Origin of the sequence: Acinetobacter sp. YH12099 (genome assembly GCF_013419195.1) — a bacterium.
Taxonomy (GTDB): Bacteria; Pseudomonadota; Gammaproteobacteria; order Pseudomonadales; family Moraxellaceae; genus Acinetobacter; species Acinetobacter towneri.
In genome coordinates this window covers 50810-77805 of sequence record NZ_VPAP01000010.1, presented here as the reverse complement: position 1 = coordinate 77805, position 26996 = coordinate 50810, and the positions used below count along the sequence as shown (strand labels likewise).

The 26996-nt window shown below is 42.6% G+C and carries 25 protein-coding genes; 5 read left to right on the top strand and 20 right to left on the bottom strand.

All coding sequences use genetic code 11. The annotated features are described in order from the left end of the window. Positions 1–99: 99 nt before the first annotated feature. The 6 genes from bioD to bfr form a co-directional block, all read right to left on the bottom strand. Positions 100–750, bottom strand: coding sequence for a dethiobiotin synthase (gene bioD / locus FTU39_RS07925; RefSeq protein ID WP_096902081.1), 651 nt, complete (start codon positions 748–750; stop codon positions 100–102). After that, positions 747–1556: a malonyl-ACP O-methyltransferase BioC gene (bioC, locus tag FTU39_RS07920; RefSeq protein ID WP_179988531.1), complete on the bottom strand. Its 810-nt coding sequence runs from the start codon at positions 1554–1556 to the stop codon at positions 747–749. The genes bioD and bioC overlap by 4 nt, the downstream gene beginning before the upstream one ends. Before the next feature lie 8 nt (positions 1557–1564). Further along, the gene (locus tag FTU39_RS07915) at positions 1565–2722 is read right to left on the bottom strand and encodes an 8-amino-7-oxononanoate synthase (RefSeq protein ID WP_180051971.1); all 1158 of its coding nucleotides are present in this window, start codon (positions 2720–2722) and stop codon (positions 1565–1567) included. Further along, positions 2719–4002, bottom strand: coding sequence for an adenosylmethionine--8-amino-7-oxononanoate transaminase (gene bioA / locus FTU39_RS07910; RefSeq protein ID WP_180051983.1), 1284 nt, complete (start codon positions 4000–4002; stop codon positions 2719–2721). The genes FTU39_RS07915 and bioA overlap by 4 nt, the downstream gene beginning before the upstream one ends. A gap of 99 nt (positions 4003–4101) precedes the next feature. Beyond that, a complete protein-coding gene (locus FTU39_RS07905; protein WP_096902085.1) occupies positions 4102–4833 on the bottom strand; it encodes an alpha/beta fold hydrolase in 732 nt (243 codons plus the stop codon). A gap of 188 nt (positions 4834–5021) precedes the next feature. Next, positions 5022–5486: a bacterioferritin gene (gene bfr / locus FTU39_RS07900; RefSeq protein WP_004972356.1), complete on the bottom strand. Its 465-nt coding sequence runs from the start codon at positions 5484–5486 to the stop codon at positions 5022–5024. Between the two features lie 324 nt (positions 5487–5810). Between bfr and FTU39_RS07895 the strand changes: the two genes are divergently transcribed. Beyond that, the gene (locus tag FTU39_RS07895; protein WP_004972358.1) at positions 5811–6872 is read left to right on the top strand and encodes an aldehyde reductase; all 1062 of its coding nucleotides are present in this window, start codon (positions 5811–5813) and stop codon (positions 6870–6872) included. Positions 6873–6958: 86 nt separating this feature from the next. On the opposite strand, the gene ligA is transcribed toward FTU39_RS07895, so the two are convergent. The 5 genes from ligA to FTU39_RS07870 form a co-directional block, all read right to left on the bottom strand. Next, positions 6959–8995: an NAD-dependent DNA ligase LigA gene (gene ligA, locus FTU39_RS07890; protein WP_180051970.1), complete on the bottom strand. Its 2037-nt coding sequence runs from the start codon at positions 8993–8995 to the stop codon at positions 6959–6961. Between the two features lie 184 nt (positions 8996–9179). Beyond that, complete coding sequence (locus tag FTU39_RS07885; protein WP_179988528.1) at positions 9180–10229, bottom strand: cell division protein ZipA C-terminal FtsZ-binding domain-containing protein; 1050 nt, start codon at positions 10227–10229, stop codon at positions 9180–9182. A gap of 1 nt (position 10230) precedes the next feature. Beyond that, positions 10231–13695: a chromosome segregation protein SMC gene (gene smc / locus FTU39_RS07880; RefSeq protein ID WP_180051969.1), complete on the bottom strand. Its 3465-nt coding sequence runs from the start codon at positions 13693–13695 to the stop codon at positions 10231–10233. 10 nt (positions 13696–13705) lie between these two features. Continuing rightward, complete coding sequence (locus tag FTU39_RS07875) at positions 13706–14401, bottom strand: GntR family transcriptional regulator (protein WP_180051968.1); 696 nt, start codon at positions 14399–14401, stop codon at positions 13706–13708. A gap of 219 nt (positions 14402–14620) precedes the next feature. Further along, entirely contained in the window at positions 14621–15430 is an 810-nt protein-coding gene (locus FTU39_RS07870) for a sulfite exporter TauE/SafE family protein (protein WP_004972366.1), read from the bottom strand. 28 nt (positions 15431–15458) lie between these two features. On the opposite strand from FTU39_RS07870, the gene FTU39_RS07865 reads away from it, so the two are divergent. Together FTU39_RS07865 and FTU39_RS07860 are read left to right on the top strand one after the other, a co-directional pair. After that, positions 15459–16226: a biotin--[acetyl-CoA-carboxylase] ligase gene (locus FTU39_RS07865; RefSeq protein ID WP_004972369.1), complete on the top strand. Its 768-nt coding sequence runs from the start codon at positions 15459–15461 to the stop codon at positions 16224–16226. Next, positions 16223–16963 (top strand): type III pantothenate kinase, encoded by a 741-nt coding sequence (locus FTU39_RS07860; protein WP_004972372.1) that lies wholly within the window; start codon positions 16223–16225, stop codon positions 16961–16963. Before FTU39_RS07865 ends, FTU39_RS07860 begins: the two co-directional genes overlap by 4 nt. A gap of 136 nt (positions 16964–17099) precedes the next feature. On the opposite strand, the gene ffh is transcribed toward FTU39_RS07860, so the two are convergent. After that, positions 17100–18509: a signal recognition particle protein gene (gene ffh / locus FTU39_RS07855; RefSeq protein WP_096902093.1), complete on the bottom strand. Its 1410-nt coding sequence runs from the start codon at positions 18507–18509 to the stop codon at positions 17100–17102. Positions 18510–18648: 139 nt separating this feature from the next. Between ffh and FTU39_RS07850 the strand changes: the two genes are divergently transcribed. Both FTU39_RS07850 and FTU39_RS07845 read left to right on the top strand, forming a co-directional pair. Further along, positions 18649–19458, top strand: coding sequence for an inner membrane protein YpjD (locus tag FTU39_RS07850; protein WP_004972376.1), 810 nt, complete (start codon positions 18649–18651; stop codon positions 19456–19458). A gap of 316 nt (positions 19459–19774) precedes the next feature. After that, complete coding sequence (locus FTU39_RS07845) at positions 19775–20710, top strand: tRNA-dihydrouridine synthase (protein WP_179988526.1); 936 nt, start codon at positions 19775–19777, stop codon at positions 20708–20710. Positions 20711–20831: 121 nt separating this feature from the next. Here the strand turns inward: FTU39_RS07845 and FTU39_RS07840 are convergent, their stop codons facing one another. From FTU39_RS07840 to FTU39_RS07805, 8 genes are all read right to left on the bottom strand, one after another. After that, a complete protein-coding gene (locus tag FTU39_RS07840) occupies positions 20832–21899 on the bottom strand; it encodes a DUF1176 domain-containing protein (RefSeq protein ID WP_179988525.1) in 1068 nt (355 codons plus the stop codon). Positions 21900–22045: 146 nt separating this feature from the next. Beyond that, complete coding sequence (locus FTU39_RS07835; protein WP_004972386.1) at positions 22046–22387, bottom strand: YegP family protein; 342 nt, start codon at positions 22385–22387, stop codon at positions 22046–22048. A gap of 240 nt (positions 22388–22627) precedes the next feature. Further along, complete coding sequence (locus FTU39_RS07830) at positions 22628–22969, bottom strand: zinc ribbon domain-containing protein YjdM (RefSeq protein ID WP_004972388.1); 342 nt, start codon at positions 22967–22969, stop codon at positions 22628–22630. 93 nt (positions 22970–23062) lie between these two features. Then, a complete protein-coding gene (locus FTU39_RS07825) occupies positions 23063–23428 on the bottom strand; it encodes a DUF488 domain-containing protein (RefSeq protein ID WP_004972391.1) in 366 nt (121 codons plus the stop codon). 115 nt (positions 23429–23543) lie between these two features. Next, positions 23544–23921: a ribonuclease E inhibitor RraB gene (locus FTU39_RS07820; RefSeq protein ID WP_004972392.1), complete on the bottom strand. Its 378-nt coding sequence runs from the start codon at positions 23919–23921 to the stop codon at positions 23544–23546. A gap of 185 nt (positions 23922–24106) precedes the next feature. Beyond that, on the bottom strand, positions 24107–25039 hold the full coding sequence (locus FTU39_RS07815; RefSeq protein ID WP_154321004.1) for a DUF5660 family protein: 933 nt from the start codon (positions 25037–25039) through the stop codon (positions 24107–24109). Positions 25040–25320: 281 nt separating this feature from the next. Then, positions 25321–25986, bottom strand: a complete 666-nt coding sequence (locus FTU39_RS07810) for an RluA family pseudouridine synthase (RefSeq protein ID WP_179990538.1) — start codon at positions 25984–25986, stop codon at positions 25321–25323. 179 nt (positions 25987–26165) lie between these two features. Continuing rightward, positions 26166–26879 carry an SIMPL domain-containing protein gene (locus FTU39_RS07805; protein WP_180051967.1) on the bottom strand — a complete coding sequence of 238 codons (714 nt, stop codon included), beginning with the start codon at positions 26877–26879 and terminating at the stop codon, positions 26166–26168. Positions 26880–26996 lie beyond the last annotated feature (117 nt).

The following is a 26996-nucleotide window of genomic DNA, read 5'->3' as shown; positions in this document are numbered from 1 at the left end:
AAAATTCTAAAAGCTGAAATACGCCAAATTGATAAAAAGCCACACGTTCATGTGTGGCTTTTTTATTGGGCAAATTGGTTGGACAAAAAATAATAAAAATTAAATATTTGGCAATACAGGAATTTCAATCCACTGTGCTTTTGGAAAGCTTTTTGACAAATAATTTTTTAAATATTTGGCAGTATCCTGCGAAATTAAAGGGTCTTGTGATTCATCGTTCAAATTATATGCCAATGCATGTAAATTCAAACCACGTGTTTTTAAAGCTTCCAAACTGAGCAAAGTGTGGTTAATACTGCCCAAACGCCCAGAACTCACCAAAATAACAGGATATTGTTTTTGCTCAATATAGTCGATGGTGAGTAGGTCTGTGGTCAGCGGCACCATGAGTCCACCCGCACCTTCTAATAATACTGCATCATACTTTGCTGCCAGTTGCGCAGTCGCAGCCTCAATTTTAGCAAAGTCAATCTCACGACCATCAATTTGTGTAGCCAAATGCGGTGAAGCAGGATAGCTAAAAATTTCAGGCATGGTGAGTTTGTCATCATCTTCAGGCAACCATTCACTGCCCATAATTTTACGATGCTGCTCAATATCTTCTGAAACGTCTTGATTGCCCGTTTGAATCAGTTTTTGGGTAATGGTCTGAATACCCTGTTCATTCATGGTCTTGGCTAAATAACCCGTGGCATAGGTTTTGCCAATCCCTGTATCAATACCACTCACAAAATAGACTTGAGCTGTCATGGCATTCTCCGTGCAAGACAATAAATAGGATGATACGTGAGCGTATAACTTTTTTGCTGTGAGCTATGCTGCTGACTAAACTGTTCATAGCCCCGATAAAATTCGGTTAAAGTCGTTTTGTTCCAACGCTGCCCTTGTGCTGTACCCGTGACACCTGTGGCTTTTAAATGCTGCAAAATCTGTTTAGGATGTTCAAAACTTAATGATTCAAGCTGCTCTGAACAGTGTAATACTTCAAAGCCCTGCTGTTTAAGCTGTTGTTGTAACGCATCCATACTCAAATAATGTAAGCCTTGACCTGTTAATTGCTTAATTTCAGTCAAGTTTTGAGGGCCAAACGTCGAAAAGCACAAATACCCTTGCGGCTTTAACGCTTGATTCGCCTTGCGCAATAATGCTCCAAAATCTTCCACCCATTGCAAAGCCGAACTCGAACAAATTAAATCCAAAGACTGCGGAAAATCGAGCTGTTCTATATCGCCAATTAAGCCATGAATTTGCGTACTAGTTGTTTGAGGATGATGCAGATACGCATGCAACACTTCGGCATATAAATCATTTAAAGTCAGCTGTTGAATTTGAAATTCACGCAGTAGCAAGTCGGTTAAATTCCCTGAACCACAGCCGATTTCCAAGACGTTTTCAAAGCAAGGCTGAGGTTGATCTGACAACTTTTGCTGCACAATATATTGCTGCATTTTTGCCATTAACTGCTGACAAATTTGCTGCTGTACCACGGCATGCGTTTTATAACTCTGATGAGCGCGGGCAAAACGCTGTGCCACTTGTGCCTTATCTATACGCATACGCACACTCAAAGCAAATCCAGTAACTGTGTTAAATCTGCCGTTTCAAATTGCGTATTTAAACAAATCCGCAGTCTTGAACTGCCTTGCGGCACAGTCGGTGGACGTACAGGCATCACATAAAAACCTACAGTCTGTAACTGTCGGGCTTTGCTTACAGTTGCAGTAGAGTCGCCAATAATCACAGGTACAATTTGCGAAGTTGATGGGCAAGCAAAACCTTTGGCCTGAATCCCCTGCTGTATAGATTGGCTCAAGGCCGCCAAATGCTGACGCTGTGCCTGCATGTGCACAATCTGATTCAGCATAAACTGCGTCCACGCCATACAAATAGGTGGCTGTGCGGTACTAAAAATTAGCGGGCGCATCCGATTAATTAGGTAATCACGGACAATCGGATCACAGATCAAATATCCCCCAACTGAAGCAACGGCTTTGCCAAACGTCCCAACCAGAAAATCAATGGCATCAATCACGCCATATTGTTCGGCACAACCTAAACCTTGCTGCCCACGTACGCCAATCGCATGTGCTTCATCGACATATAACATGACTTTGGCAAAATGCTGTTTCAGCGCGACCAATGCGGCTAAATCAGTTTCATCACCATCCATACTAAAAATGGATTCAGTCACCACAATAATGCGTTCATAATTATCATCGGCATGATATTGCGTCAGCAATTGCTGCAAATGTGCCAAATCATTATGCCGATAACGCAAATATTTTGCAGATGACAAACGAATGCCATCAATCATGCTGGCATGTACCAGTTTATCGGCCAAAATTAGGGTTTTCGCATCTGCCAATGCAGGTAAAATACCAATATTCATGTGATAGCCGCTATTAAACAGCAAGGCAGCCCGCCCATGAAATAATTGCGTTAATGTGGCTTCAAGCTGTTCATAGGCAGGGAAATTTCCAGTCAGCAAACGTGATGAAGATGCACTCATTAAACGCTGTGCATTGGGCGTTTCATCAAAAAACTGTTCACGTAAGCGCAAATCAGAGGCTAAACCCAAATAATCATTGGAAGATAAATTCAGCATCTGCTGTTGCTGAATTTCAATTGTTTTACCTTGCTGCTGATTGCTGCGAAATTGACGAAAATTGCCCTGTTGGCGAAGCTGATCAAGCTGTTCTGCATAGTGATCGAGTAAACTCATGCGCTCGCTCCTTGCATACCTGTCACCACCTCAGCCAATTGCTGCAATAAAGTATTTAGTTCTGCTGCTGTAATCACATACGGCGGCATCACATAGACCAATTTACCAAATGGACGCACCCAAATACCACGTTGCACAAATTCTTGTTGCAGGCTTTGCATATCGACAGCATGTTTAAGTTCTACCACACCAATTGCACCTAAAACTCGCACATCCTGCACCCATGCCAAATTAGCCAATGGTGTTAAATGCTGTTCAAGTTGCTGTTGTATACGTTGAATTTTGGCTTGCCAGTCTTGTTCTAATAATAATTGGGTACTTTTTACTGCAACCGCGCAGGCCAGTGGATTTGCCATAAAGGTCGGGCCATGCATAAACACACCTGCCTCACCTTGCGAAATCGTTTCTGCAACATGCTTCGTGGTCAATGTGGCAGACAAGGTCATATAACCGCCTGTCAGCCCTTTGCCGATACACATAATATCGGGTTCGACCTGTGCATGTTCCCATGCAAACAACTTGCCTGTACGCCCAAAACCTGTGGCAATTTCATCAAAAATTAACAACACATCATATTGTTCACAGAGCAATTTGGCTTGACGCAAATATTCAGGATGATAAAAGCGCATGCCGCCTGCACCTTGCACAATCGGCTCAATAATCATGGCAGCAACCTGCTGATGATGCTCTGCCAAACTTTGCGCCAATTCTGCAATATCAGCAGGATTCCATTCTTGATCAAAGGCTGTTTTCGGTGCAGATACAAAATAACGACGCGCCAAACTTGAGCCAAAAACCTGATGCATCCCTGTGACAGGATCACAGACCGACATGGCATTCCATGTATCGCCATGATAGCCAGAACGGGTGGTAATAAAATTGGTTTTCTCGGTTTTGCCTTGTGCTGTCCAGTATTGCACCGCCATTTTCAGCGCCACTTCAACAGCAACTGAACCTGAATCTGCATAAAAAATTTTATCTAAACTCGGTGGGGTAATTTCGAGCAGCAAACGCCCTAACTCAATAGCAGGACGATGGGTCAATCCACCAAACATGATATGCGCCATACTGTCGAGTTGCTCGGTCACAGCACGGTTCAGTTTAGGATGGTTGTAGCCATGAATCGCACACCACCACGATGACATGCCATCAATCAACTGGCGACCATCTTCAAGTTCAATGGTGCTGCCAAATGCCCGCTTAACCTTAAGGGTTGTTAAGGGCTGAGTCATAGAGGTGTAAGGATGCCAAAGATGTTCACGATCAAAAGCCAAATCCATCTGTTCTGTCATCCCACCATCATCCTTGATCTTGTAAAAAACTTGATGTGCTAAATCTTAAACCTGTCTACAGATAAAATAAATTGCGAGATTTGTCACTTATGGACCTGTTGGCGGGTTTTTCTGTAAATATTGGCAGATTTTGCTAGTCAACTCATCGGCATGGAACAATGGCAGCCCATGCGAGCCTTGCAAAACATCTACGCTTAAAAACTTTGCAGCTAAATTTTGCAGTTTAGCTGCAACTTTGCAATCAACTAAAACATCCTGCTCGGCAAAAAGATGATACTGCAGACCTGTATAATTTTTAAGCTTAGTCACCAAGTTTAAGTTTTCCAATAAATCCAAACCGTGTTGAAGCAAAGATTGCGGCTGTGGCTGAACCAAACTTTGTAATTGTAATAGGTCGGTTTTACTACTAGTGACACCCTGACACACCATAAAACCAAAACGCTTTAGGGTCAGAATTGGGTCTTGTGCAAAAGATTGTTTAAACTGGGCAAACGTGGCTTGTGGCATAGCGGTATCCCAATCGGCTTGTGCAACAAAACACGGATTGGATGCAATGGTAATTAAGGTTTTATATCCTGCATATTGGCTGGCAATCGCATCGACCAGTAGCGTTGCCAATTGCCCACCCAGTGACCAGCCCATAATTACATCAAACTGACGTGCAAATTCAACCTGTTGCTGCATGACTTGAGCATCAGTAGCGTTAAAAATATTGATGAGCTCAACCCGAAAACCTTGTGCAGTTAAGGCTTGCTGTAACGGATTTAAGAGTGCAGTACCACCGCCCCAGCCTGTAATCAATAAAATCTGTTGTTGCACGTGGCTTGCTCTCAAGTTAGAAAATCACCTCAGTATAATACTGAATCGGCTCAATCGACATCTGCAAAGCACCAAGATACATCCTTAAAAAAACCAATTGATATAAAAAAGCCAATCTATAAAAACCGATCTATAAAAAAACCCGACTTATCATAAATCGGGTTTTGGTCTATTTTGCTTTGATCAGATTACATTTGCGATTGAATGTAGTTTTGTAAACCAATCAATTCAATTAAACGTAATTGTTTTTCCAACCAGTACGTATGATCTTCTTCTGTGTCGGTCATTTGCTGACGCAACATATCACGGCTGACATAATCGCCTTTTTCTTCACACAATTTTACGCCTTGCGCCAATTTTTCACGTACTTCGTATTCCAGTTTTAAATCGGCTTTTAAGCAAGACACCACATCTTCACCCACGTCGATGTCATCGCGCTGCATATTTGGAGTGCCTTCAAGGAACAATACACGACGAATTAAAGCATCGGCATGCTGCGCTTCTTCCTGCATTTCATGGTCAATGCGCTCAAAAATTTTGCTTAAACCCCAATCTTCATACATACGCGAATGAATCAGGTATTGATCGCGAGCAGCCAGTTCGCCACCAATCAACATATTTAAATAGTCTACGACTTCTGGATTGCCACGCATTTGCTGTACTCCCTTTCTTAATCCAGTCATTATGGACACATTCAGGCAAAATTGCAAAAGTTAATTATTGTAAACCCATGATTTTTATAAAATTAAAATGAGAAACATACGCATTTGCAATATAACTTAAAAATTCCCATATATAAAACAACTGCTTGGCAAAACTTAGCTTTAAAAATGACAATACAATGATTTTGCATCATTTTGTAAATATTGAAAGAAACCATACTTTGACGCTCAAGTATCGTAAAAAACGCCTAAAAAGCGGATTTTAAAACCCAGCTGCTTTATGATAGTCACGAGTTCCATCACTTTCTTAAAATAATGACAAATCTAAATACATCTGCACCCATTTTAGTCACAGGCGCAACAGGCTATATTGCCAGTTGGGTCATTAAAAACCTGCTTGAACAAGGACATACCGTACACGCGACGGTGCGTGATCTGAATAAAACCCACAGTTTTCAACATCTGACTGATATCGCGGCAAAAAGCACAGGCAACTTACAATTATTCCAAGCCAACTTACTTGAAGAAGGTGCTTTTGATGCCGCCATGCAAGGTTGTGAAATCGTGCTGCACATGGCCTCGCCTTTTGTGGTCACCAATTATAAAGATGCAGTTAAAGACATTATTGAACCTGCCGTCATAGGCACCGAAAATGTATTAAACAGCGTTAATCGTACTGCATCGGTAAAGCGTGTAGTGGTGACTTCAAGTATTGCTGCAACCTATGGCGATGCGATTGATATTTTAAATACGGCCAATAATCGCTTTGATGAAAGTCACTGGAATACTAGCAGCAGCCCTGAGCATCAGCCTTATCCTTATTCAAAAGTGGCAGCTGAACGCAAAGCTTGGGAAATGGCAAAGGCACAAAACCGCTGGGATTTGGTCTGTATCAACCCTGCTTTGGTGCTTGGCCCATCGTTGACCAAAAACACCCAATCGGGCAGCGTGGAAGTGTTATTGCAGTTTGCCAACGGTATGACCTTGGCAGGTGTCCCTGCTATGTGGAATGGCATTGTCGATGTGCGTGATGTTGCCGATGCTCACATTCAGGCCGCATTCAACCCTGCTGCTGAAGGTCGCTATATTATTAGCGGTGGCACACTCAGCTTATTGGAAATGGGCAAAATTTTAGCGCAGCACTTTGGACGTAAATACCCTTTCCCACGCAATCAGTTACCTAAATTTGCCTTTAAAGCCTTTGGCCCTCTACTTGGTTTTTCCCGTAAATTTGTGGAACTGAATATGGGCTACCCAATTTATTTTAATGCGGAAAAAAGTCAGCGTGAATTGGGTATGCACTACCGCAATATTGAAACCAGTCTAGTCGAACATTTTCAGCAACTCATTGATGATGGCATTGTGAAGAAACGTTAAACCTTCGACTTCTCTCAGTAAAAACCAAGGCACTTCATCGTTGAAGTGCCTTTGTACCTATTAGTGGATAAAATGTAGGATGATGCTTATTCAAGCACACCATATTCCTGCATCAGCTGAATAAACTCAGCTTCATTCATGACCTGCACACCCAACTTCTCGGCTTTTTCCAGCTTTGAGCCAGCTTTATCACCCGCCACGACACATTTGGTTTTACCCGAAACACTACCACTCACCCGTGCACCCAAAGCCTGCAACAACTGAGTCGCTTCATCGCGTCCCATTTGGCTCAACGTCCCTGTAATCACCCAACTTTCACCATTCAAAGGCTGACGTGTCGGTGCAATCGGAGCATCCCAATGAATGCCTGCAGCTAATAAACGATCCAACACTTCTAAATTATGCGGCGCTTGGAAAAAGTCCAAAATCCATTCTGCCGTAATATCTCCCACATCTGGAGTTTTCTTTAACGCTTCTAAATCAGCTTCACGCAAAGCCTCTAAAGTCTGAAAAGTATTGGCAAGCATCCGCGCGGTGGTTTCGCCCACACCACGAATTCCCAAGGCATAAATAAACGCAGCCAAAGTAGTTTTTTTGCTGTTTTCAATCGAGTCAATCAAGTTTTGAACCGACTTCTCACCCATTTTTTCAATGCCGAGCAAAGTGTCGCGGTGTTCGTGTAAATGATAAATATCAGCCACATTTTGTAGCAAGTTCAGATGCAGTAATGACTCCACCCAACGATCACCCAAACCTTCAATATCCATGGCTTTACGTGACACAAAATGACGAATCGCTTCAATACGCTGTGCCGCACAATACAAACCGCCTGAACAACGCGCCAAAGCCTCACCTTCAGGCATCACCACAGGCGAATCACACACAGGGCATTGTTCAGGTAAATGCACTTCTTGCGCATCGGCAAGGCGAAATTCAGGCCAGACTTTTTCAACTTTGGGAATCACATCACCACTACGGTAAACACTGACCGTATCGCCTAAACGCACATCCAAACGGTGAATTTCACCAATATTATGCAAAGTAACATTGGATACCGTCACACCACCTACCGCAACGGGGTTTAAACGTGCCACAGGCGTCAACGTACCTGTGCGCCCCACTTGCCAATCAATATTTTCAATGGTGGTTAAAGCGGCAACTGCAGGGAATTTATAGGCAGTCGCCCAGCGCGGCTCACGACTTAAAAAGCCCAATTGCTGTTGCTGTTTCAAGTCATTGACCTTGACCACCATGCCATCAATTTCAACGCTTAAATTCGGACGCTCAAGGTTAATTTGCTCATAGGCCGCCTGAACATCTTGAATGCTCTTGCAGACAAAATGACGTTCGCCAATTTCAAAACCAAACTGCCCCAACCATGCCAAACTGTCGGACATGGTGCTTTGTCCATGAGGCGGCACACATTGCGCAATGCCATAAGCATAGAATGCTAAAGGACGTGAAGCCGCAATATTCGGGTCTAACTGACGCAAACTGCCTGCTGCTGCATTGCGTGGATTGGCAAAGGTTTTTTCACCTTTGGCTGTATTGGCCGCATTGAGTTTTTCAAAACCAAGTTTTGGCATCAACACTTCACCACGCACTTCCAAAAATTCAGGAATAGCCGTTTCTGTCGCACTCAAAACTTTCGGTAAATTGCGGATAGTTTTGACGTTGTGGGTAATGTCTTCCCCTGTTTCCCCATCACCACGGGTCACACCACGCACTAAAACACCATGTTCATACCAAAGTGAAATCGCCAAACCATCAAATTTGAGTTCGACATCGTATTCAATATTTTGGTTGGGCAAACGCTCTTCGACACGTCTTGCAAAGGCAAATAATTCTTCCTGATTAAACACATTGCCTAAAGACAACATTGGCACAGCATGTGTAACCGTGGTGAACTTTGCCAAAGGTGTGCCACCGACTTTATTGGTCGGTGTATCGGGTTGAACTAAATCTGGATACTGTTGTTCCAACGCTTTTAGTTGATGGAAAAGCTGATCATATTCACTGTCTGCAATTGTCGGTTGATCCATCACATAATAGGCATGATTGTGCTTGGCAAGCAGTTGAATCAATTGACGCATTTGCGCCACGACGGTTAAATCTACAGACATATTTTCCACCATAAAAAAGGGCGGTCTTGTTCCGCCCTTCAATTTTTTCTATGTAGCGCATGCTACAGCTTGTATTGCTGCGCACATTATAAAAATGCGGCTGCAAAGTTGCAATTTATCCTACTGCACTCAGTTCATTTGCCAAACACTTGACGTAGCTTATACCCAGTACGAGATCGCAATTCTAGACATGACTTGCCTGACCAGCACGATAATCTATCGCCTGATGACGCCAGTGTTCACGTAATTGTGGAGTAAACTCTAAATGGTTTTGGTCATAGACCGTTCCATCAATTTCACGTGCAATCAGTCCTGAAATGCTGACCATGGTATCAAAGGCATTTTGCACATCGCTGTGCGGCAAAGCGAGGAAGAACGCTAAACCTTTAACTTGTTCGCTCGATAAAGTTTCTAAATCAAAACCATCTGCGCCTTCATCATTAATTTGTAAAACTGAAAATAATAATTTAGTGCCATCTTCGTTATAGCGATGGAAACATGACATTTCACCGAAACGTAAACCATATTTCATCAAGACTTTTAAGGCTTTATCGCCCGAAAGTATGCGACGTTCAGGGAAGACATTCAGTGCGATAAAAGATTCAGCGGTTGCCAAGGCACTTTCTTCATCCATGATTTTTTGTTCATGCAAATGCGAATCTAAAATGCTGCTTTCTTCATTAAATTCTGAAATTTCGGCAGTTTCAATGTGTTGATTCAGACTGTATTCAGTCGAAGCTTTGTTTTGCTCGACAGTCTGCGCATTCGGTTCAGTTTCTACAATCACTTGCTGAATTTCATCCGATAATGAATATTCTGAAGTTGTCGCTGTCGGGCTTGGCGTGTCTTGTGCAACTTCAGACTTCGATATCGTTGTGGATGGATCAAGCTCAGAATTTTCTGTATTTGCCTGCAAACTCGGTTCAACTTTGTCAGTTTCTGTGCTTGAAGAAGCCACGACATCATCCGTTAAAGCCTGTGGTTCAGACTTGGCAGGCGCATCTTGCGTAACTTCATCTACCGTTAAAGTCGGCTCCACACGCGGTGGCGTAGCGTCGCTTTGCAATTGGTCACGTACATGGCGTGGAATAATCGGTTTTTGGCTTTCTGCATTAAATTGCAGTTCCGAATCTAAGGATGGCGCTGAATCTACAGGTTTTTTTAGAATCATTTTCAAACCAAACGCCATGATCACAATAGCGATGACAATTCCAACGATTGTGGTGATTTCCATATTATGCCTCCGCGACTAGGCCGTATTCTGCGGCTTCTTCTAAATTTACGGTTACTAATTTTGAGGTTCCCGGTTCAGGCATGGTAACACCTAAGAGGTCGGTTGCCATCGTCATAGCAAGTTTATTATGTGTAATGTAAATGAATTGCACTTGTTCAGAAAGTTCTTTTACTAAATTACAAAAGCGCCCCACGTTAGCATCATCTAACGGTGCATCAACTTCATCGAGTACGCAAAATGGCGCTGGGTTTAAACGGAAGATTGCAAAAACCAAAGCCAAAGCTGTCAGTGCTTTTTCACCCCCTGAAAGTAAGGCCAAAGAACTGTTGCGCTTACCCGGTGGACGCGCCATCAATTTCACCCCAGATTGCCAGTCATCTTCCAAGCTCAGACTCGCTTCACCGCCATTAAAGACTTTAGGAAACAACTCCTGCAATTCGGTATTCACCTGATCAAAAGTATTCATAAACAGTTTACGAGTTTCCTGATCAATACTTTTCATTGCCGCCTGCAACTGAGAAACAGTATTTTCCAAGTCTTCAATTTGATGGCTTAATTCTGCAAAACGGGCAGATACTTCTTCATATTCTTCCGAAGCCGCCAAATTGACCGCACCCAATTTATCAAACTGTTGCTGCGCTTTCGCCAGTTTTTGTTGATGCGCAGTGACATCAATCTGTAAACCTGTGATGATCTCGCTGTTTAAATCTTTTAACTGTTCAGAATAATGCTGATAGTCCGACTTTGCCGATTGCCATGCCAAGCGCTTTTCTTCGAGTTTGGCACGTAATTGTTCATCTTGCTGCTGTTGCTGCTGCCGTTGCTCGGTCAGTTGCTGCTGTTTGGACTGCACACTGTTCAATTCCACTTGCCATTCCTGCCAAGTTTTTTGCAGCTTTTCAGTCTGCTGCTGCTGCTCTGAAAACTGAGTTTCCAAGTCAGGCAATTCCAACTGAACAGGATCGACAAACTTTTTGGCTTGTTCCATTTGCGCCACAATTTGTTGATATTGTGCTTTTAAGAAAGTGGCATCTTTTTCTAACAGTTCAATTTGCTGCTGAGTTTGTACAGCTTGACGACGTAACAGATCCACTTCTTGTTGCTGCTGCTGAAACTGTTGCTGTGAACTATCCAGCTGCTCATTCAGCTGCTCGACCTGAAATTGCAAGATTTTATACTGCGGTAAGGCTTGCTCAAGTTTAAAAGCCAAAGCATGCAAATCAATTTCCAGATCATCTTTTTGCATGGCATCTTCTTCAAGCTGCTCATCTAATTGTGCCAATTGATGCTGTAATTGCTGTTGCTGTACTGCAAAAGCCTGTGCCGCACTTTCGGCTTTCGCCATTTGCACATCTAGCGTTTGCAAGGCTTGCTGTTGCTGTTTGAGCTGTTGCTGTTGTTGCTGCAATTGCTGCTGCAACTGTTTTACCTGTTGCTGCAATTCAGGCAGTTGCTGTTCTGCTTGCTCATATTGTGGCAGTTGCAACGCCAACGCCTGTTCAATTTCATCCAAGCGAATCCGATGGCTTAATGCCCCTTGCCCTGCCTGTGCCGCTTCATCATAAAACAGCCCGATTACCCAGTCTGCTCCCACATGATAACCATCTAAACTAAGGATAGACTGCCCTGCTTGTAATTGCACTTGCAATGCCAAAGCCTGCGATAAACTTTCTGTAATTGCGACACTTTGCCACAAGCTACTTTGCGGTGAAGCAATCCAGTCACTGAGCGACTCACACCCCGAAAGCTGTATTTTTGATGTTTTTGAATCTACAGCCAAATGAATTTTTAGCTGACGTGCGCGGCTGTCCTGAAATTCAATATCTGCTTCTACCACCTGCGCAGATAACCATTTAGCCAAGAACTTTTCAATTAAATTGGCATGTGGTTTCGCCACATCTGCAAGTTGTAATACTTGCATCAACTGCACCACATCGGTTTGGGCTTTTGGACTTTGCTTAATGAGCAATTGATTGAGGTTTTTCTGTTCTGACTGCAAAATCTGAATCTCAGATTTTAAGGTCGCACACTGTGCTTTGTGCTCATTATAGTTGGTCTGCAACGTGGCGAGTTGCTGAGTGCTGTCTTGAATATTCTGTTCTAGTGTTAGCATTTCAGCCTGCAAGCGGGTCTTTTCGTCTTGCAGTTGTTGCATTCCCTCTTGCTGATCTTGCGGCTGAATTTGTGCAAACTGCTGTGTCAGGGTTTGTTTTTGCTGTTCAATACGGCTGATATTTTTGGCTAACTGCTCACTTTGCGCCTGCATGTGCACATGCTTTTGTTGTTGCTGTTCTACTTGCGCTTTGACTTGGGCATATTGTGCAGCTTGGGTTTGTTGCTGTGCTTTTAAATCCTGAAATTGCTGGCTCTGCTGCTGCGCCAAATGATCTTGCTGCTGTAGATTTGCCTGTTGGTTTTCTTGCTGATCGACCAAACTCTCTAGCTGCAATTCAATCAACTGCAAACGCTCTTTGGTTTGTGCTTTTTGTTGTTCAAGCTGCGATAAAGTCGCGGTATTTTGCTGAAACAAACTTTGTTTTTGTTCCAAAGTCATTTTCAGTTCAGCCAGTTTCTTTTCTGCCTGTTGCCATTCTTGCTGTAGCGGTGTCGATTGCTGAATCAAACGCTGAAACAACTCACTGGTCGCAGTTAAGTCATGTTCCAAAGTGGTCAGCTCAGAGCGCACCAATTTAAAACTTTCCCCTAACTCATTCATACTCAGGGTATATTCTTGCTGTAAACGTGCACTTTGTTCACACTGAAAAGACAACACTTCGACTTTAATGGTGCGAATTTCGCTCTCAAGCGCTTTGTATTGAATTGCTGTTTCTGACTGACGTTTTAAGGTTTTTAATTGCGATTTTAGTTCTGAAGCAATATCTTCCAAACGCGCCAAGTTCTGCGTGGTGTGAGCCAAATGCAGCATGGTTTCACGACGACGCGCCTGATAACGTGACACGCCTGCCGCTTCTTCAATAAACACCCGCATTTCTTCAGGTTTAGCATCAACCAAACGATTAATCATGCCCTGTTCAATAATTGCATAAGAACGCGGGCCTAAACCTGTACCCAGAAAAATATCGGTGATGTCACGACGACGACACTTGGTTCCATTTAAAAAATATTCAGACTTACCATCACGGTTGACCTGCCGACGTACCGACAGTTCATTATAGGCGTTATAAGCACCGCCCAATTTGCCATAGGTATTGTCAAAACGCAGTTCAACACTGGCTACACCTACAGGTTTGCGTTTGGCAGTTCCTGTGAAAATTACATCCTGCATACTGCCGCCACGCAACTGGCGCGCACTAGATTCGCCCATCACCCAACGAATGGCGTCAATCACATTGGATTTACCACAACCATTCGGCCCCACCACAGCGGTACGGTTGGCTTTAAAATGTAAGGTCGTACTGTCGGCAAAAGATTTGAAGCCAGAAAGTTTTAAACTGCTTAAACGCATAATGTCCCAATTAACGGCGTGAACGTCTTGCCCATGCAAGCTCGATCTGTTTCATACGGGTCAGAGATTCCAACACCAAGTTGCGCAAGTGTCGGCAAAAATCTTCCATAAATAAAGTGGCTTGTTGTGATTTTCTGCTTAAAATTGCACCACTCACCAGTTTAAATAATTCAAAAGATTCTTGTAACTCCCGACGCGAAGTATTTAAGGTCAAAAAGTAACTGCGTCTTAACGATGGCAATAACTCTTGATAGAACTTCATTAAATATAAATTTCCCACCATATCAGGCTGCCGTGCCAGATATTGAAAAATTAAATCATAAAACTTTTCAGTATTGCCCAAGCGACATTGCTCTGCCAGTTGCAGCAAAAGTTGTTGTAAGGCTTCGGCTTCATGCATTCGCCACGTGTCCGCAATACGCTGCACAATATAACCCAATAACAAACTGCTGCTGTCAAACAAAGCTCGGACTTGCTGTGCCGACATTTCTGTCACCATTGCCCCACGACGTGGAAAAATTTCAATCAGATGAGTACGTTGCAATAACAACAGCGCTTCACGTACCGAACCACGACTCACGTCCAGTTCTTTGGCGATGCGCAATTCCTGAATACGCTCACCTTCAACCAAATCACCGCTAATAATCTGTTCTGCGATGTGTCGGGCAATTTGTTCCGATAAACTTTCTGATTCTTGTTGTTGCATACTGTTCCTATCTTGTTTTTATAAGATGCAGTGATGAAAATTCGGAGCTACTCTCATTTAAGACATCTCAGGATCATCCTTCGACTGCAAGCATAGCTCCGATACAAGCATCTTTCTTTTTACTGCGAAACAGATCACAACGCCATGACATTGTCCGACAATTTCATGGCGCTAGAGCCAATTTTACATGGCTTAAAACAAAGAAAATAGCGACTCAACTTAGAAAAATACTCGCATACCCTGATATACAAAATAACAGCCAACGGTGGTCAGCAAGCAGGCAAAACATTTTTTCAACATCGCTGGCGATAACAAATGTGCCACTTTCGCACCAACTTTGGCAGTAATAAAGCTCATCACACTAATGCCTATAAATGCATAAATGTGGATATAACCAATGGTATTGGGTACTGCAACTTCGGCTTGCTTACCAAACCACATAAAGCCTAATGCGCCCGCCACCGCAATTGGCAAACCACAAGCGGCTGAGGTTGCTACCGCTTTTTGCATGACCACGCCGTAACGGTTTAAGTACGGCACTGTTAAACTGCCACCGCCAATCCCAAAAATTGCAGAGGCAATGCCAATCCCACCGCCCGCCATGACTTGCTTTGCAGTTGAAGGCAAATGATGTGAAGGATCAACCGCAATATTTGCGCCTCTAAACATCTTAAAAGCCACCCACAGTGCAAAACCGCCAATTAATAATTGTAAGCCTTGCCCCGAAAGGAAATCGGCAATACCTGCACCAACAAATGCACCCACAATTAAACCAGGCGCAAGATTACGAAATACAGGCCACATCACCGCACCTTTTTTATGGTGTGCCGTAACTGAGCTGATCGAAGTTACAATAATGGTTGCCAATGATGTCCCCACCGCCATGTGCATTAACACCGATGGGTCATAATTGAGTTGAGTGAACACAATATATAAAATTGGCACAATAATTAAGCCGCCGCCCACGCCAAACAGCCCTGCTGCAAATCCAGCAATTGCACCAATCAATAAATATATGATTAACTCCATAAATATATTCCACTATTTGTAAATTCGTATGGATGTAGAAACCCGACAACTGCAACAACAACTCACAGAAGCAGGACAGCTTCCAGAAGTACTCATCCTGAAGCCGATTACCACTTCCACCAATGATGATGTACGGGAAATTGCACAAAAAGGTGTGCAGAGTGTCTTGGTATGCAGTACCAGACAAACGCATGGTCGAGGACAACGTCAACGGCAATGGGTATCACCCGAAGGGAACATCTATTTAAGCACATTGCTAAATTTACGAACACCTGTAAATGGGCGTTTGGCTTTAGAAATTGCGTTAAATATCTTGCAAATGCCGAGTCTACAGGCGCTGAATCTACAAGTAAAATGGCCAAATGACTTATACAGCCCGCAAGGCAAATGGGGCGGCATCTTAATTGAGCCAATTTCTGCACAGCAAGTCATTGTTGGGGTTGGGCTTAATCTTGCACCTGTCAGCTCAGCAGTTATTGATCAAAAAACCACATCTTTAACCGAACTGGGTTTGGTATCTATTGATCGTGTGCGCCTGATCGCAGAGCTTTATCTTGCCATTCAACAAGCCTGCGACTGGTTTAATCACGATTGCTATAATTTGGCATCTCGCTTCAATCATCATGCCGCATTTATGCAACAACAAGTTGAATTTGAACATTTTAAAGGTACTTGTCAGGGTACTTTTTTAGGCATTCAGGATGATGGCGCAGTGCAAATTGAAACAGCACAAGGGCTTGAAGTTTTTTATCAGGGACGTTTACGCCCTATCGATCATGCCGAGTCATCTTCATGAAAAATTTATGGCTAGATATTGGTAACACCCGCCTGAAATATTGGGTCACAGAACAAGACCGCATCATCGAACATGAAGCAGAATTGCATTTGCAATCTCCTGCCGATTTGTTGCTGGGTTTGATTCAACACTTTAAAAGTCTGAATGTGCATAAAGTAGGCGTGTCATCGGTACAAGATCAGAAGAATAATCAACGCATTCACTTGATTTTAAAAACCCTGAATGTGCCTGTGATTTATGCCAAAGTGCATGCAGATTATGCAGGTTTGCATTGTGAATATGATATTCAACAACTGGGGATAGATCGCTGGCTGCAAGTGCTTGCCGTGGCAAATGACCCACAAGAAAATTATTGTGTCATTAGTTGTGGTACGGCGCTGACTATTGATTTGGCGGATGGACTGACGCATTTAGGCGGCTATATTTTACCGAACTTATATTTGCAACGTGATGCACTGATTCAAAACACCAAAGGCATTAAAATTCCCGATGCTGCATTTGATGAACTCACCCCAGGACGCAGCACCATTGATGCTGTTCATCATGGTATTTTACTCGGCTTGCTCAGCACCATTGAGCATGTAATTCGACAGTCACCACGTAAACTGATTTTAACGGGTGGCGATGCACCGCTGTTTGCCAAATTCTTGCAGCAATATCAACCGCAAGTCGAGCAAGATTTATTGCTCAAAGGTTTGCAGCGTTATATTCAATATGCAACCCATGAAGTGCACTAAAAACCAAACATTGCTCCATCTACGCTGATAAATCTTTCGGTATAGCTGTCATCTACGAATAAAGAACAACAAAAAAGCAGGCGCATTTTTATGCGCCTGCTTTTTTAACACTTTGATTCTAAGATGTTTTTAACAATTATTTCTTGGTTGGGTCGTTGCCACCAAACAATGGCCCCATACCGCCGCCACTGAATTGCTTTTGTAAACCGCCCAGTGAACGCATCATTTTTGCCATGCCCGATGGATTGGCAAATTTTTTCATCATTTTTGCCATTTGTGCATGTTGCTTGATCAACTTATTCACTTCTGACACATCCATACCACAACCCGCAGCAATACGTTTTTTACGGCTTGGATTCATCAGGTCTGGGTTACGACGCTCTTTGATGGTCATCGACTGGATAATCGCTTCCATCTTTTTCACTTGCTTTTCAGGATTGGCTTGCGCAATTGCATCTTGAATACCTGAGTTGCTCATGCCAGGCAACTTGTCTAAGAAGCCCATCATGCCGCCCATTTTATTCATTTGTTCAAACTGCATCAGCATATCTTCAAAGTTGAAGCTGCCGCCTTTTTGCAGTTTTTTCGCCATTTTTTCGGCTTTTTCTTTGTCGATTTTACGTTCAACTTCTTCGACCAAAGACAGCACGTCACCCATGCCCAAAATACGTTGTGCAACACGTTCTGGGTGGAATGGCTCTAGGGCATCGAGTTTTTCACCCATCCCCAAGAATTTAATTGGTTTACCCGTAATCGCACGAACTGAAAGTGCTGCACCACCGCGCGCATCACCATCAGTTTTAGTAAGGATTACACCTGTTAATGGCAAGGCATCATTAAAGGCTTTGGCTGTATTTGCCGCATCCTGACCCGTCATGGCATCGACCACGAACAAGGTTTCAGTCGGTTTAATCGCTGAATGTAATGCCTTGATTTCATCCATCATGTCATCATCGACGTGCAAACGACCTGCAGTATCGACAATTAACACATCAGCAAACTGAATTTTTGCCTGTTCGATGGCACGGTTGGCAATATCGACAGGGTTTTCATTGGCATTTGAGTCAAAGAAAATTGCGCCAACTTCGCCTGCAACCGTTTGTAGCTGTTTAATTGCCGCAGGACGGTAAACGTCGGCAGACACCATCGCCACTTTTTTCTTTTGACGTTCTTGTAAGAAACGTGCCAATTTTGCTGCAGTGGTGGTTTTACCCGCACCCTGCAAACCTGCCAATAACACCACAACCGGTGGCTTGGCAGCAAGGTCAAGGCTTTCATTGGCCTCGCCCATCATTTTTGTGAGTTCGTCATAGACAATTTTGACGAACGCCTGACCAGGGGATAACTGAGTCATCACTTCCTGACCCAATGCCTCTTCCTTAACTTTCGCGATGAATTCACGAGTTACAGGTAACGCCACATCGGCTTCAAGAAGTGCCATACGTACTTCACGTAACGTATCTTTAATATTGTCTTCGGTTAGCTGCCCTGAGCCAGTAACATTTCTTAAACTCTGCGTGAGTCGTTCTGTTAAGGTATCAAACATTGCAAATTCCGCTTAAAATAGCCATTAGCAAAAAAATGTTTCTTTAAAATAGAAAATTTATGCACAAGATGCTATAGGATACTGTAGTTCGCATCGAATTTATATAAATGAATATTCATCATCCTGAAAAAGGTTTGACATGATCAGTCTCCCCTTGGTTTATACGATTTTAGCATTAATCGCTTATACCAGTTCTTTTTGGTATTTATTTTCACATTTAATGTCTAAACGTGCGCCAAATCACTGGTTTATTCGTTCTCTGCTCAGTTTGGGCTTATTGCTGCATGCTGCCGTGTTGTATAACGATATGTGGACGCCGATGGGTGTCAACTACAACGTGTTTAACCTAATGTCATTTACTGCGGGTTTAATGTTGTTATTGAGCTTGCTGTTCAGCAGTTACCGACCTGTAATTGCGCTAAATTTGATTGGTATTCCTGTAGCAGCAGTGGGTTTAATTGCAGGTTTTTCATTCAGCCAACATAATTTATTTATTAACCAAAACTCGATTGGTTTAGATATTCATATTATTTTATCGCTGTCTGCTTATGCCGTATTGTTGATGGCGACCATTCATGCCGTGCTCATGTGGTTTCAAAACCGCGAACTGAAAAACAAACAAAAACGTCGGGTTTGGGTAAATTTGCTGCCGTCTTTGCAAGATATGGAATCTTTGCTGTTTGATATGTTGATTGCAGGTTTTGCCTTACTCACAGTCGCACTAGGTTTTGGTTTCTTTACGGTAGAACATTTCTTTGCACAGCATTTAGCACATAAAACTGCCTTTAGTATTATTTCTTGGTTTGTCTATGGGTCGTTGTTACTTGGGCGTTATAAGTTTGGCTGGCGTGGACAAAAAGCGATTCGCTTTACCATTATTGGCTTCTTTTTATTGGCGCTCGGTTTTATTGGTTCTAAATTTGTGTTGGAAATGATTTTGAGTAAGTAAGGTGTTTTTATTTTGCTCATTCAAAGTGTAGGATGATCAATTATTTAATAGCATAGTCGAGGGGGAATGGGCTGTTTAAATTAAGCCAATCATTTAAATGATTTCTAACGATGTAAGAACTCAATTAAAAGATCTAGTCTAGGATGCACATCAACTGCATGGACTAGATAAAACTTGAGATACAGATCACTGTGTCAAATAAAACAGCTTAAATACCAGAACCTTAGCTACAACCACTTCAATTCAAAACCCTTTTCCTAGACAACCCACAGAAAAAAACGTATAACTCCACTTTTGTTTGAACTGGCAGCATCTTGTGAAACTGATTCTTGCACCCATGGAAGGCTTAACCGACCCCATCATGCGTGATGTAATCACGTCTGTAGGCAGTTTTGACTGGTGTGTAACAGAGTTTATTCGGGTCACAGACAGCATTTTGCCAGACCATATCTACCACACCTATTGCCCAGAACTACTCACCAATGGCAAAACTGCGGCAGGTACGCCTGTGCATGTTCAGTTTTTGGGGAATAATCCTGAAATGTTAGCCGCCAATGCAGCCAAAGTTGCGGCTATGGGTGCACCTGCAATTGATATGAACTTTGGCTGCCCTGCCAAAACAGTCAATCGGCATCGTGGCGGTTCAGTTTTACTCGATGAACCCGAAGTAGTATATGAACTGGTTAAAGCGGTTCGCGATGCCGTTCCTGCTCATATTCCAGTTTCCGCCAAAATGCGTCTAGGCTATATGGATCGGAACTTCATGCTAGAAAATGCGCACGCCATTGAAGATGCAGGCGCAGCATGGGTTACAGTACATGCACGTACCAAAGCCGATGGCTATACGCCTCCCGCATTTTGGGATCAGCTACGCCCTATTCGTGAAGCATTGAAGATTAATGTCATTGCCAATGGTGAAATTTGGAACAATGCCGATGCCAAACAATGCCAGTTAGAATCGGGCTGTGAAGATTTGATGATTGGCCGCGGTGCAGTCACCACTCCAGATTTGACCCAATGTATTCGTCAAAATTCAGACCTGCCTTTGCTGAGTTGGCAAGATTTGCTGCAACTGCAAATTCGCTTTATTCACGGCCCTGCCAAAACTGAAATTGGCATGCTAGGACGTTATAAACAATGGCTCGGTATGATGTCGAAACATTACCCCGAAGCCAAAGCTTTATGGGATGAAATCAAGCGTCTGAAAAAGTTGGATGAAATCATTGAAAAATTAGTCGCACACGCGACTTAAACAGTGCATCCAGCGAGCTCCAGATTTATCTAAAAAATTTCAGCTTTTATTAGGGTCTGCTCAGTTTTAGCCTACAGCACAAGCCATTTATGAAATGTCAACAGACCCTAGTGAATGTCATTTATTCAACCTTGCTGACAAAGCTTGGCATTTCCCATGCACTGCCTGCAAAACCTTTGCATTGTCCTGCATCGAATTGATAGCTTTTGACAAACTGCTGACCATTCCACGCCCACTCAATTTGACTGAAACAATCGCCAATTCCACGCCCTTTTTGATAGGCAAAAATCTGTCCATTGCTAAATTCTGAAGCAGAATCAGTTACAAATTGCTGTATCTTTTGCAGTTTTTTATCCATAACCCAATAAGCCACACCCCAATTATAAGCCCCTCGCCAACAGCTTGCCTCAACCAACACGCTATCTTGATTTAAGGGATAAGTATGAATCTGCTGTTCTGCTTGTTCAGGTTCAAACAGCATATAACAATCTTCACGATCTACAGTTTTTTGTAAAATTGGATATAACTTTTCTGCACTGGCCGCGGTAAGCACCTGTGCTTTGGCGGTTCGGTGTTGAGGCTGCATGAGAATGTTAATTTTAGGCATCGCTTGCGCTTTTAAGACCTGCGTGGATGCTTGATTGCCTTTTGCCAATATTGCGGAGTCTGTACCCACACGTTTTTGAAATTCATCCATTTTTAGCAACACTGCACTCATGCCTGCATCAGACAATTTCCAGCGTTGTTGACCATGTTTTAACTCGATCACGACATGCTGACGCGCCTGCGCCAACAGCTTTTGCACACTGGCAGCAGATAAATTGGCGATACTTTCATGAAAGTTTAATTGTTGCAAAGTGCGTCCATTTAAAAATAAAGTCGCTTGAGCAATATCTTCTTGAATTTGCAATTGCCCTTGTACAGCACTCTTTGCACCTGCTTGACGGGTCAATAACATACTGATCGGTTGTTCAAAATCATCATCGCTTTGGTAGCCTGCGGCACGGCAGGTTCCTGTATTATCACAGGCCAACTCCCAATCTTGATGCTGAAAATACAGTCCTTGCAAAGCAGTCGACTGGCTTGAAGCAATCGTTTTTTCAGCAGTGATCGGTGCTGCAAAAATACCAACACTACCGAATAAACCACTGATCGCCAGCAATATTTTTAGATTGCATCTGAAATTCATAATCTTCGCAACTCCTGAAATGGTCATCTATAATTCAACGGCTCAATCAAAGCTAAATTTAGCACCTTGCCTACTCAGCTCAATAAAAAAGCACGCCAGAGCATGCTTTTCTAATGCAATTGAACATCAAGATTTAATGTAAAAAATTACGATTCCTGTGTTAAATCCTTGACCGTGGTGCTTGCGCCATTGGTTTTCACTGACTCAATTCCTTTGTCACGTGATTGTTCAGAAGTATAGAGCTGACTCGTACCAATAATCTGATGGTTGGCAGCTTTTAAATTAAAATACGGCTTATCATTCTTAGATGTCAGTCGATCATAACGCCCATCATCCTGACTGTTCTTTTGTACCGAAGCGATGCCATTTTTTGCCGATGCTTTCGCCTTATACTGTTCACTGGTTAAGATAATTTCGCCATTCCCAGCTTTAAGTACAAAGCGGTACTGACCATTGCTTGCTTGTGAAATCTCAAACCATCCTGACATACTTGCCCCCAGTTTTCTTATGAGTGGTGAAGTGTGTTGTTGAATGATGCTAGGCTTTAAACTGCCTAAAAATTATTCTTTTCACTTAAAATATAAAGGACTTAGGCACAAGAAAACAGTATTAATTTTGTACACTCTTAAAGTTATTGTTGCTCAATTTGAATACTAAAATACTTTTATAAACTCCATAAAAAAGCGCAGGCAACTCAAGTCGCCTGCGCTGTTGAAATCTGCTTAAACTTAAGCTTTTTTCACATATTCAGATTTTAATTTCATAGCCCCCATGCCATCAATCTTACAATCAATGTCATGACCATCTGCTGCATCTGGAATTAAGCGAATATTTTTCACTTTCGTTCCCACTTTTACAGCAGCCGAAGAACCTTTAATCTTCAGGTCTTTAATCACAGTCACCGTGTCGCCATCTGCCAACACGTTGCCGTTTGCATCTTTAATCACAGCAGCAGTTTCTTCTAGCTGTTCCCCTTCTTTCCACTCATGTGAGCATTCAGGACAAATCAGTAGGTCGCCATCTTGGTAAGTGTATTCTGATTGGCATTTTGGGCAATTTGGCAAAGACATAAAAAACCTCAAAAACTATATTATAGCATTTTTTACTGAATTTTCATAAACTTAAAATCCTTATAAAGCACAAGGATAATCAAATAAAACTCTTTAATTGGACTGTGCTAAGCGTTGCAGCATCACGCGTTTTAATACCACTACATGATTGTGCTGCTCATCTTTAGCTGCTGTGACCAGAGTGATTTTTTGCTGCTGTGCCAGTTCACACAACGCCTGTAAAGCCTCTTCTTGCTCTGCTAATTCAGCTATATAACGCTGCTGAAACTCATCCCAATGTTGTTCAGGGTTTTGATGATACCATTTACGCAGCCCAGTCGAAGGCGTAATTTCTTTGGGCCATAAGTCAATACGAGCGCGTTCTTTACTCACACCACGCGGCCATAAGCGATCAACCAGCACCCGTGTTCCATCTGCCTGAGTCGCTTCAAGATAAGCGCGTTTCATTGCAATATCCATATTTGCACCTCTGCATCTTTTATGATGACGTCATCAGCGCCAAAGTTTTAGGCAGCAGATTATGTATCACAAATAAAAAAGCATGTGATCAACACATGCTTTTCAGATACCCGATTTAATCTTCGTAATCGTCTTCGTCTTCATCATCGTAGACGTAAGCCATACAGCCCCAGCCATCGTATTCACCGCCATGTTCTTCAGCAATTTTGCTGAACCATTGCTCTAAATCGACAATGTCTGAATACTCTGGTTCCATGTAAACATAAATGGTAATGATCCATTCAACTGCGTCAGATTCTTCATCTTGGAATAATGAAATTTTTTGTTCTTCGGCCAACAAATACAAAGCACATTTTTCAGCTTGTTCTTGTGTGGTAAAAGCGATGGAGTACTCAATCTCATGTGGCTCTGTCAGGTCATCCCCATCTTCATGCATTTGCCAAAGTACATTGCCATTATCATCATCAGGGAATTGTTCATAGTCACGTGTCATGCGAATATCCTTGTTATCTTTTTAGCCAATATATATCTGGCAAGTGACAAAATAGTGAATTCAACATAGCACAAATTTGCCCGAAGGACTCAATTTTCATCTCGTTTTACACTGACTTTAGTCTGAATTACCCAGAAGCTTGCTTTTACATGACACTACAATTGCTTTAAGCATTTGCAGCCAGTTTAATTTGTGGCATCTGACAAGATGCTTTCCTGTTTAAATGCCAACAGTAAAGCAGCAAACTTTAATTCTTCTTGTCGAAGTGTTAAGTAAGAGTCTAGAATTTTTGCGTGTCCAAATGCAGCCGCATAATGATTCAGCAAAGTAAAATCATCCTGCAAAGCTTGAAGCGATTCAGCCAGATTATGTTCAGTCAGCTGCGCCAAATATAAATCTGCTTTACTATTAAATGCTTGAGCCAGCAAAGTCACTGCCGCTAGACGGCGTTGCTCATCGACAAAAGCACAATGCGCAACTTCTTGATTTTTGACCGCATCTTGAATCTTGTGTCGTACTTGCTGCAGGTGTTGTGCTACATCACTATAGCCATAACCTTCAATCAGATCATCCAATAGCTGCTGTGCAGGCAACTGAAAAGCAGGCGTATGATGTTCAATTTTATGATACAGCGCGGTCATAATCTGTTCGAGTTGCTGACGTTCTTCAACCAAGTTATAAAAAGCACCCAATTGATCTTGTGCTGTTTTAAGCGTTTTGGCTTTGGTTTTTTGCTCATGCTCGGCTAAAAAATCTCGGACTTTTTCAACTTGTTGCTTGCACTGCTCCCGCGTATTTTCCGCTTCGGATTTAATCATTTCTACAAACATTTCTACTTGTTGACGACGTTCTAATACATATTGCTCAACGTCTAAAATATGTTGATAGTGCTGCAAGGTTTCTAAACGACCTTTTAAACTGCCTATTTCGATGCGTAGCATGGTGAGCTGATGCTCTAATTCATTACTTTCTAACTCATCGGACGCCAAATTGGAGCGAGTGCGGTCTAAATTGCTTTGTAAAGATTGAATGCTGGCAGACAACTCACGGCGGCGCTGAGATTGCCAAAAAATAATCACCACCAAAACAATAATGATTGCACCCAATATATACAGCATATAACTTCTCCCACCCGCATTGGTCTGCCATATTTTGAAAAACCATCTTCAGTTTTTAAAGACGCTTTCTAACCCGCTTTGACAGCCCACCACACTCAAAAACACAAAATTTTAAAACAGCGAGTTATTCATTTCCTTCATTTATGCCAAGGCAAATGAATAACGACAGCTCTAAGGATACGTTAGCGAGTTAGCGGCACGAAGACTATCCCAATTTTTGAGTATTTTCACAAAAAAATTGAAAAATGTGCGCCTGTTAGAAAAATTGAATCCCAAAATCTCTAAAAAGGAAGCTGTGCTCGAATTGCAACAGGAACTTGGCTTAACGGTTGCGTGAAAGCCAAATAACTGGCATGCAGCGCCATCCGACCTAACGTGCTTTTTTGAGGTTCAGGATGATATAACTTATCACCTGTAATGGGATGTCCAATATATTGCATGTGTACTCGTAACTGATGCGAGCGCCCTGTGATCGGGGTGAGCAACACACGGGTAACATCTTCAACCGCACAATATTCCAAAGCCTGATACAGCGTTTGCGCAGGCTTGCCTAAATCGAAATGCACAATTTGGCGTGGACGGTTTTCCCAGTCAGTAATTATAGGCACATCGACACTGCCCTCACCTTCAAGCTTGCCTTGAATTAACGCAATATAGTTTTTTTCAACTGTTCGCGCCTGAAACATTTTGCTCAACGCGACTTCTGCATCACGGTGCTTGGCAAACATGAGAATACCCGATGTCGCCATATCTAAACGATGGGCAATTTTTGCCTGAGGATAATTTGTGAGCACTCTTAAATATGCACTGTCCTGATGTTCAGGCAAACGCCCAGGCACAGACAATAAACCTGCGGGCTTATCAATCACCAGTAAATCGTCATCTTCATAGACAATTTTTAAAGGCTCTTGTGGAGGTGCATAAATAAAGTTGTCGTTTAAAGCCATGAACATACAGCATACAAAGCGGTGCCGGCAAAATATCAAGCACAGCCCGAACTGTCAATTCAGTCGGGCGATGTGCTTTTTAATGTAAAGATTTAGATTTTGAATTGGCTGAGTCTGCCAAGCTAAATCTGCCAAGCTAAATCTGCCAAACTTAGTCTGCCAAACTTAGTCTGCCAAACTTAGTCTGCTAAATAGTATTCCACCGTAGACACCACACGTACTTTTTTCAAATATGGCGTGTTGCTGTCACGGTCTTCAATACTAAATACGCCCTGATTGGCCGATTTAATTTTGCCTAAACGACTGTCAGAATCTGCAGCAAATTTTTCTGCAACACTGCGGGCATTTTGTGTGGCTTGCTCAATCATGGCAGGTTTAATGTCATTGAGTTGGGTATATAAATATTCAGTGCGTTGCCCGTAATCCTCACCGCCAAAGGCAATTCCATTTTTACCTAAATCGACCAAGCGACTTTGTGCGCTGCGCACTTTATCAATATTTTTGGTATAGACCGTAATGGTTTGATGTGCGGTATAACGTAAAGCAACATTACCATCGCCACCATATTGCTGGGCGTATTTATCGGTAATTACAGGTGCCGCAATGGTGATTTCTTCAGGACTAAAACCTTCATTTTTTAAAAAGTTTTGAATCTGGGATGTTTGGCTTTGCATGGTGTCATATAGCGCCGCCAAGTCTTGACTGGCAGTACTAAAACGAATTGGCCACACCGCCACATTGGCTTTTACTTCACGTTCAGACAAACCTTTGACTGAAACCACACGCTCATATTGTTTAATTTTAAGTGCGCTATTGCCCAAGATCCAACCCGCGATAACCATCCCCAAACAAATTAGACCGCCTAAAATCAGTGCAGGTTTAAATTGATTCATGTTTACCAACTCCTTAAATTGCGGGCTTTTCGCCTCTATTTCGATGACCGTTTGTTTTTAATGTACTGTTTCGAGCGATTGTTTCTATGCGTTTCGATGCTTGTTTCTATAGTTTGA

Bases quoted from the DNA above. Each gene is read 5' to 3' on its own strand.
- ffh (WP_096902093.1), bottom strand. From the start codon at position 18,509: ATGTTTGATACCTTAACAGAACGACTCACGCAGAGTTTAAGAAATGTT.
- FTU39_RS07835 (WP_004972386.1), bottom strand. From the start codon at position 22,387: ATGTCAGGATGGTTTGAGATTTCACAAGCAAGCAATGGTCAGTACCGC.
- FTU39_RS07870 (WP_004972366.1), bottom strand. From the start codon at position 15,430: ATGGAGTTAATCATATATTTATTGATTGGTGCAATTGCTGGATTTGCA.
- bioA (WP_180051983.1), bottom strand. From the start codon at position 4,002: ATGGATTTGGCTTTTGATCGTGAACATCTTTGGCATCCTTACACCTCT.
- FTU39_RS07830 (WP_004972388.1), bottom strand. From the start codon at position 22,969: ATGTCTTTGCCAAATTGCCCAAAATGCCAATCAGAATACACTTACCAA.
- FTU39_RS07820 (WP_004972392.1), bottom strand. From the start codon at position 23,921: ATGACACGTGACTATGAACAATTCCCTGATGATGATAATGGCAATGTA.
- bioC (WP_179988531.1), bottom strand. From the start codon at position 1,556: ATGCGTATAGATAAGGCACAAGTGGCACAGCGTTTTGCCCGCGCTCAT.
- FTU39_RS07810 (WP_179990538.1), bottom strand. From the start codon at position 25,986: ATGGCTTTAAACGACAACTTTATTTATGCACCTCCACAAGAGCCTTTA.
- FTU39_RS07885 (WP_179988528.1), bottom strand. From the start codon at position 10,229: ATGGAAATCACCACAATCGTTGGAATTGTCATCGCTATTGTGATCATG.
- bfr (WP_004972356.1), bottom strand. From the start codon at position 5,486: ATGCGTGGCAATCCAGAAGTCGTAGACTATTTAAATATGTTGATTGGT.
- FTU39_RS07860 (WP_004972372.1), top strand. From the start codon at position 16,223: ATGAAAAATTTATGGCTAGATATTGGTAACACCCGCCTGAAATATTGG.
- bioD (WP_096902081.1), bottom strand. From the start codon at position 750: ATGACAGCTCAAGTCTATTTTGTGAGTGGTATTGATACAGGGATTGGC.
- FTU39_RS07815 (WP_154321004.1), bottom strand. From the start codon at position 25,039: ATGCTGTATATATTGGGTGCAATCATTATTGTTTTGGTGGTGATTATT.
- FTU39_RS07915 (WP_180051971.1), bottom strand. From the start codon at position 2,722: ATGAGTTTACTCGATCACTATGCAGAACAGCTTGATCAGCTTCGCCAA.
- FTU39_RS07840 (WP_179988525.1), bottom strand. From the start codon at position 21,899: ATGAATTTCAGATGCAATCTAAAAATATTGCTGGCGATCAGTGGTTTA.
- FTU39_RS07875 (WP_180051968.1), bottom strand. From the start codon at position 14,401: ATGCAACAACAAGAATCAGAAAGTTTATCGGAACAAATTGCCCGACAC.
- ligA (WP_180051970.1), bottom strand. From the start codon at position 8,995: ATGTCTGTAGATTTAACCGTCGTGGCGCAAATGCGTCAATTGATTCAA.
- FTU39_RS07805 (WP_180051967.1), bottom strand. From the start codon at position 26,879: ATGAATCAATTTAAACCTGCACTGATTTTAGGCGGTCTAATTTGTTTG.
- smc (WP_180051969.1), bottom strand. From the start codon at position 13,695: ATGCGTTTAAGCAGTTTAAAACTTTCTGGCTTCAAATCTTTTGCCGAC.
- FTU39_RS07825 (WP_004972391.1), bottom strand. From the start codon at position 23,428: ATGGATATTGCAATGAAACGCGCTTATCTTGAAGCGACTCAGGCAGAT.
- FTU39_RS07865 (WP_004972369.1), top strand. From the start codon at position 15,459: ATGGATGTAGAAACCCGACAACTGCAACAACAACTCACAGAAGCAGGA.
- FTU39_RS07895 (WP_004972358.1), top strand. From the start codon at position 5,811: ATGACAAATCTAAATACATCTGCACCCATTTTAGTCACAGGCGCAACA.
- FTU39_RS07850 (WP_004972376.1), top strand. From the start codon at position 18,649: ATGATCAGTCTCCCCTTGGTTTATACGATTTTAGCATTAATCGCTTAT.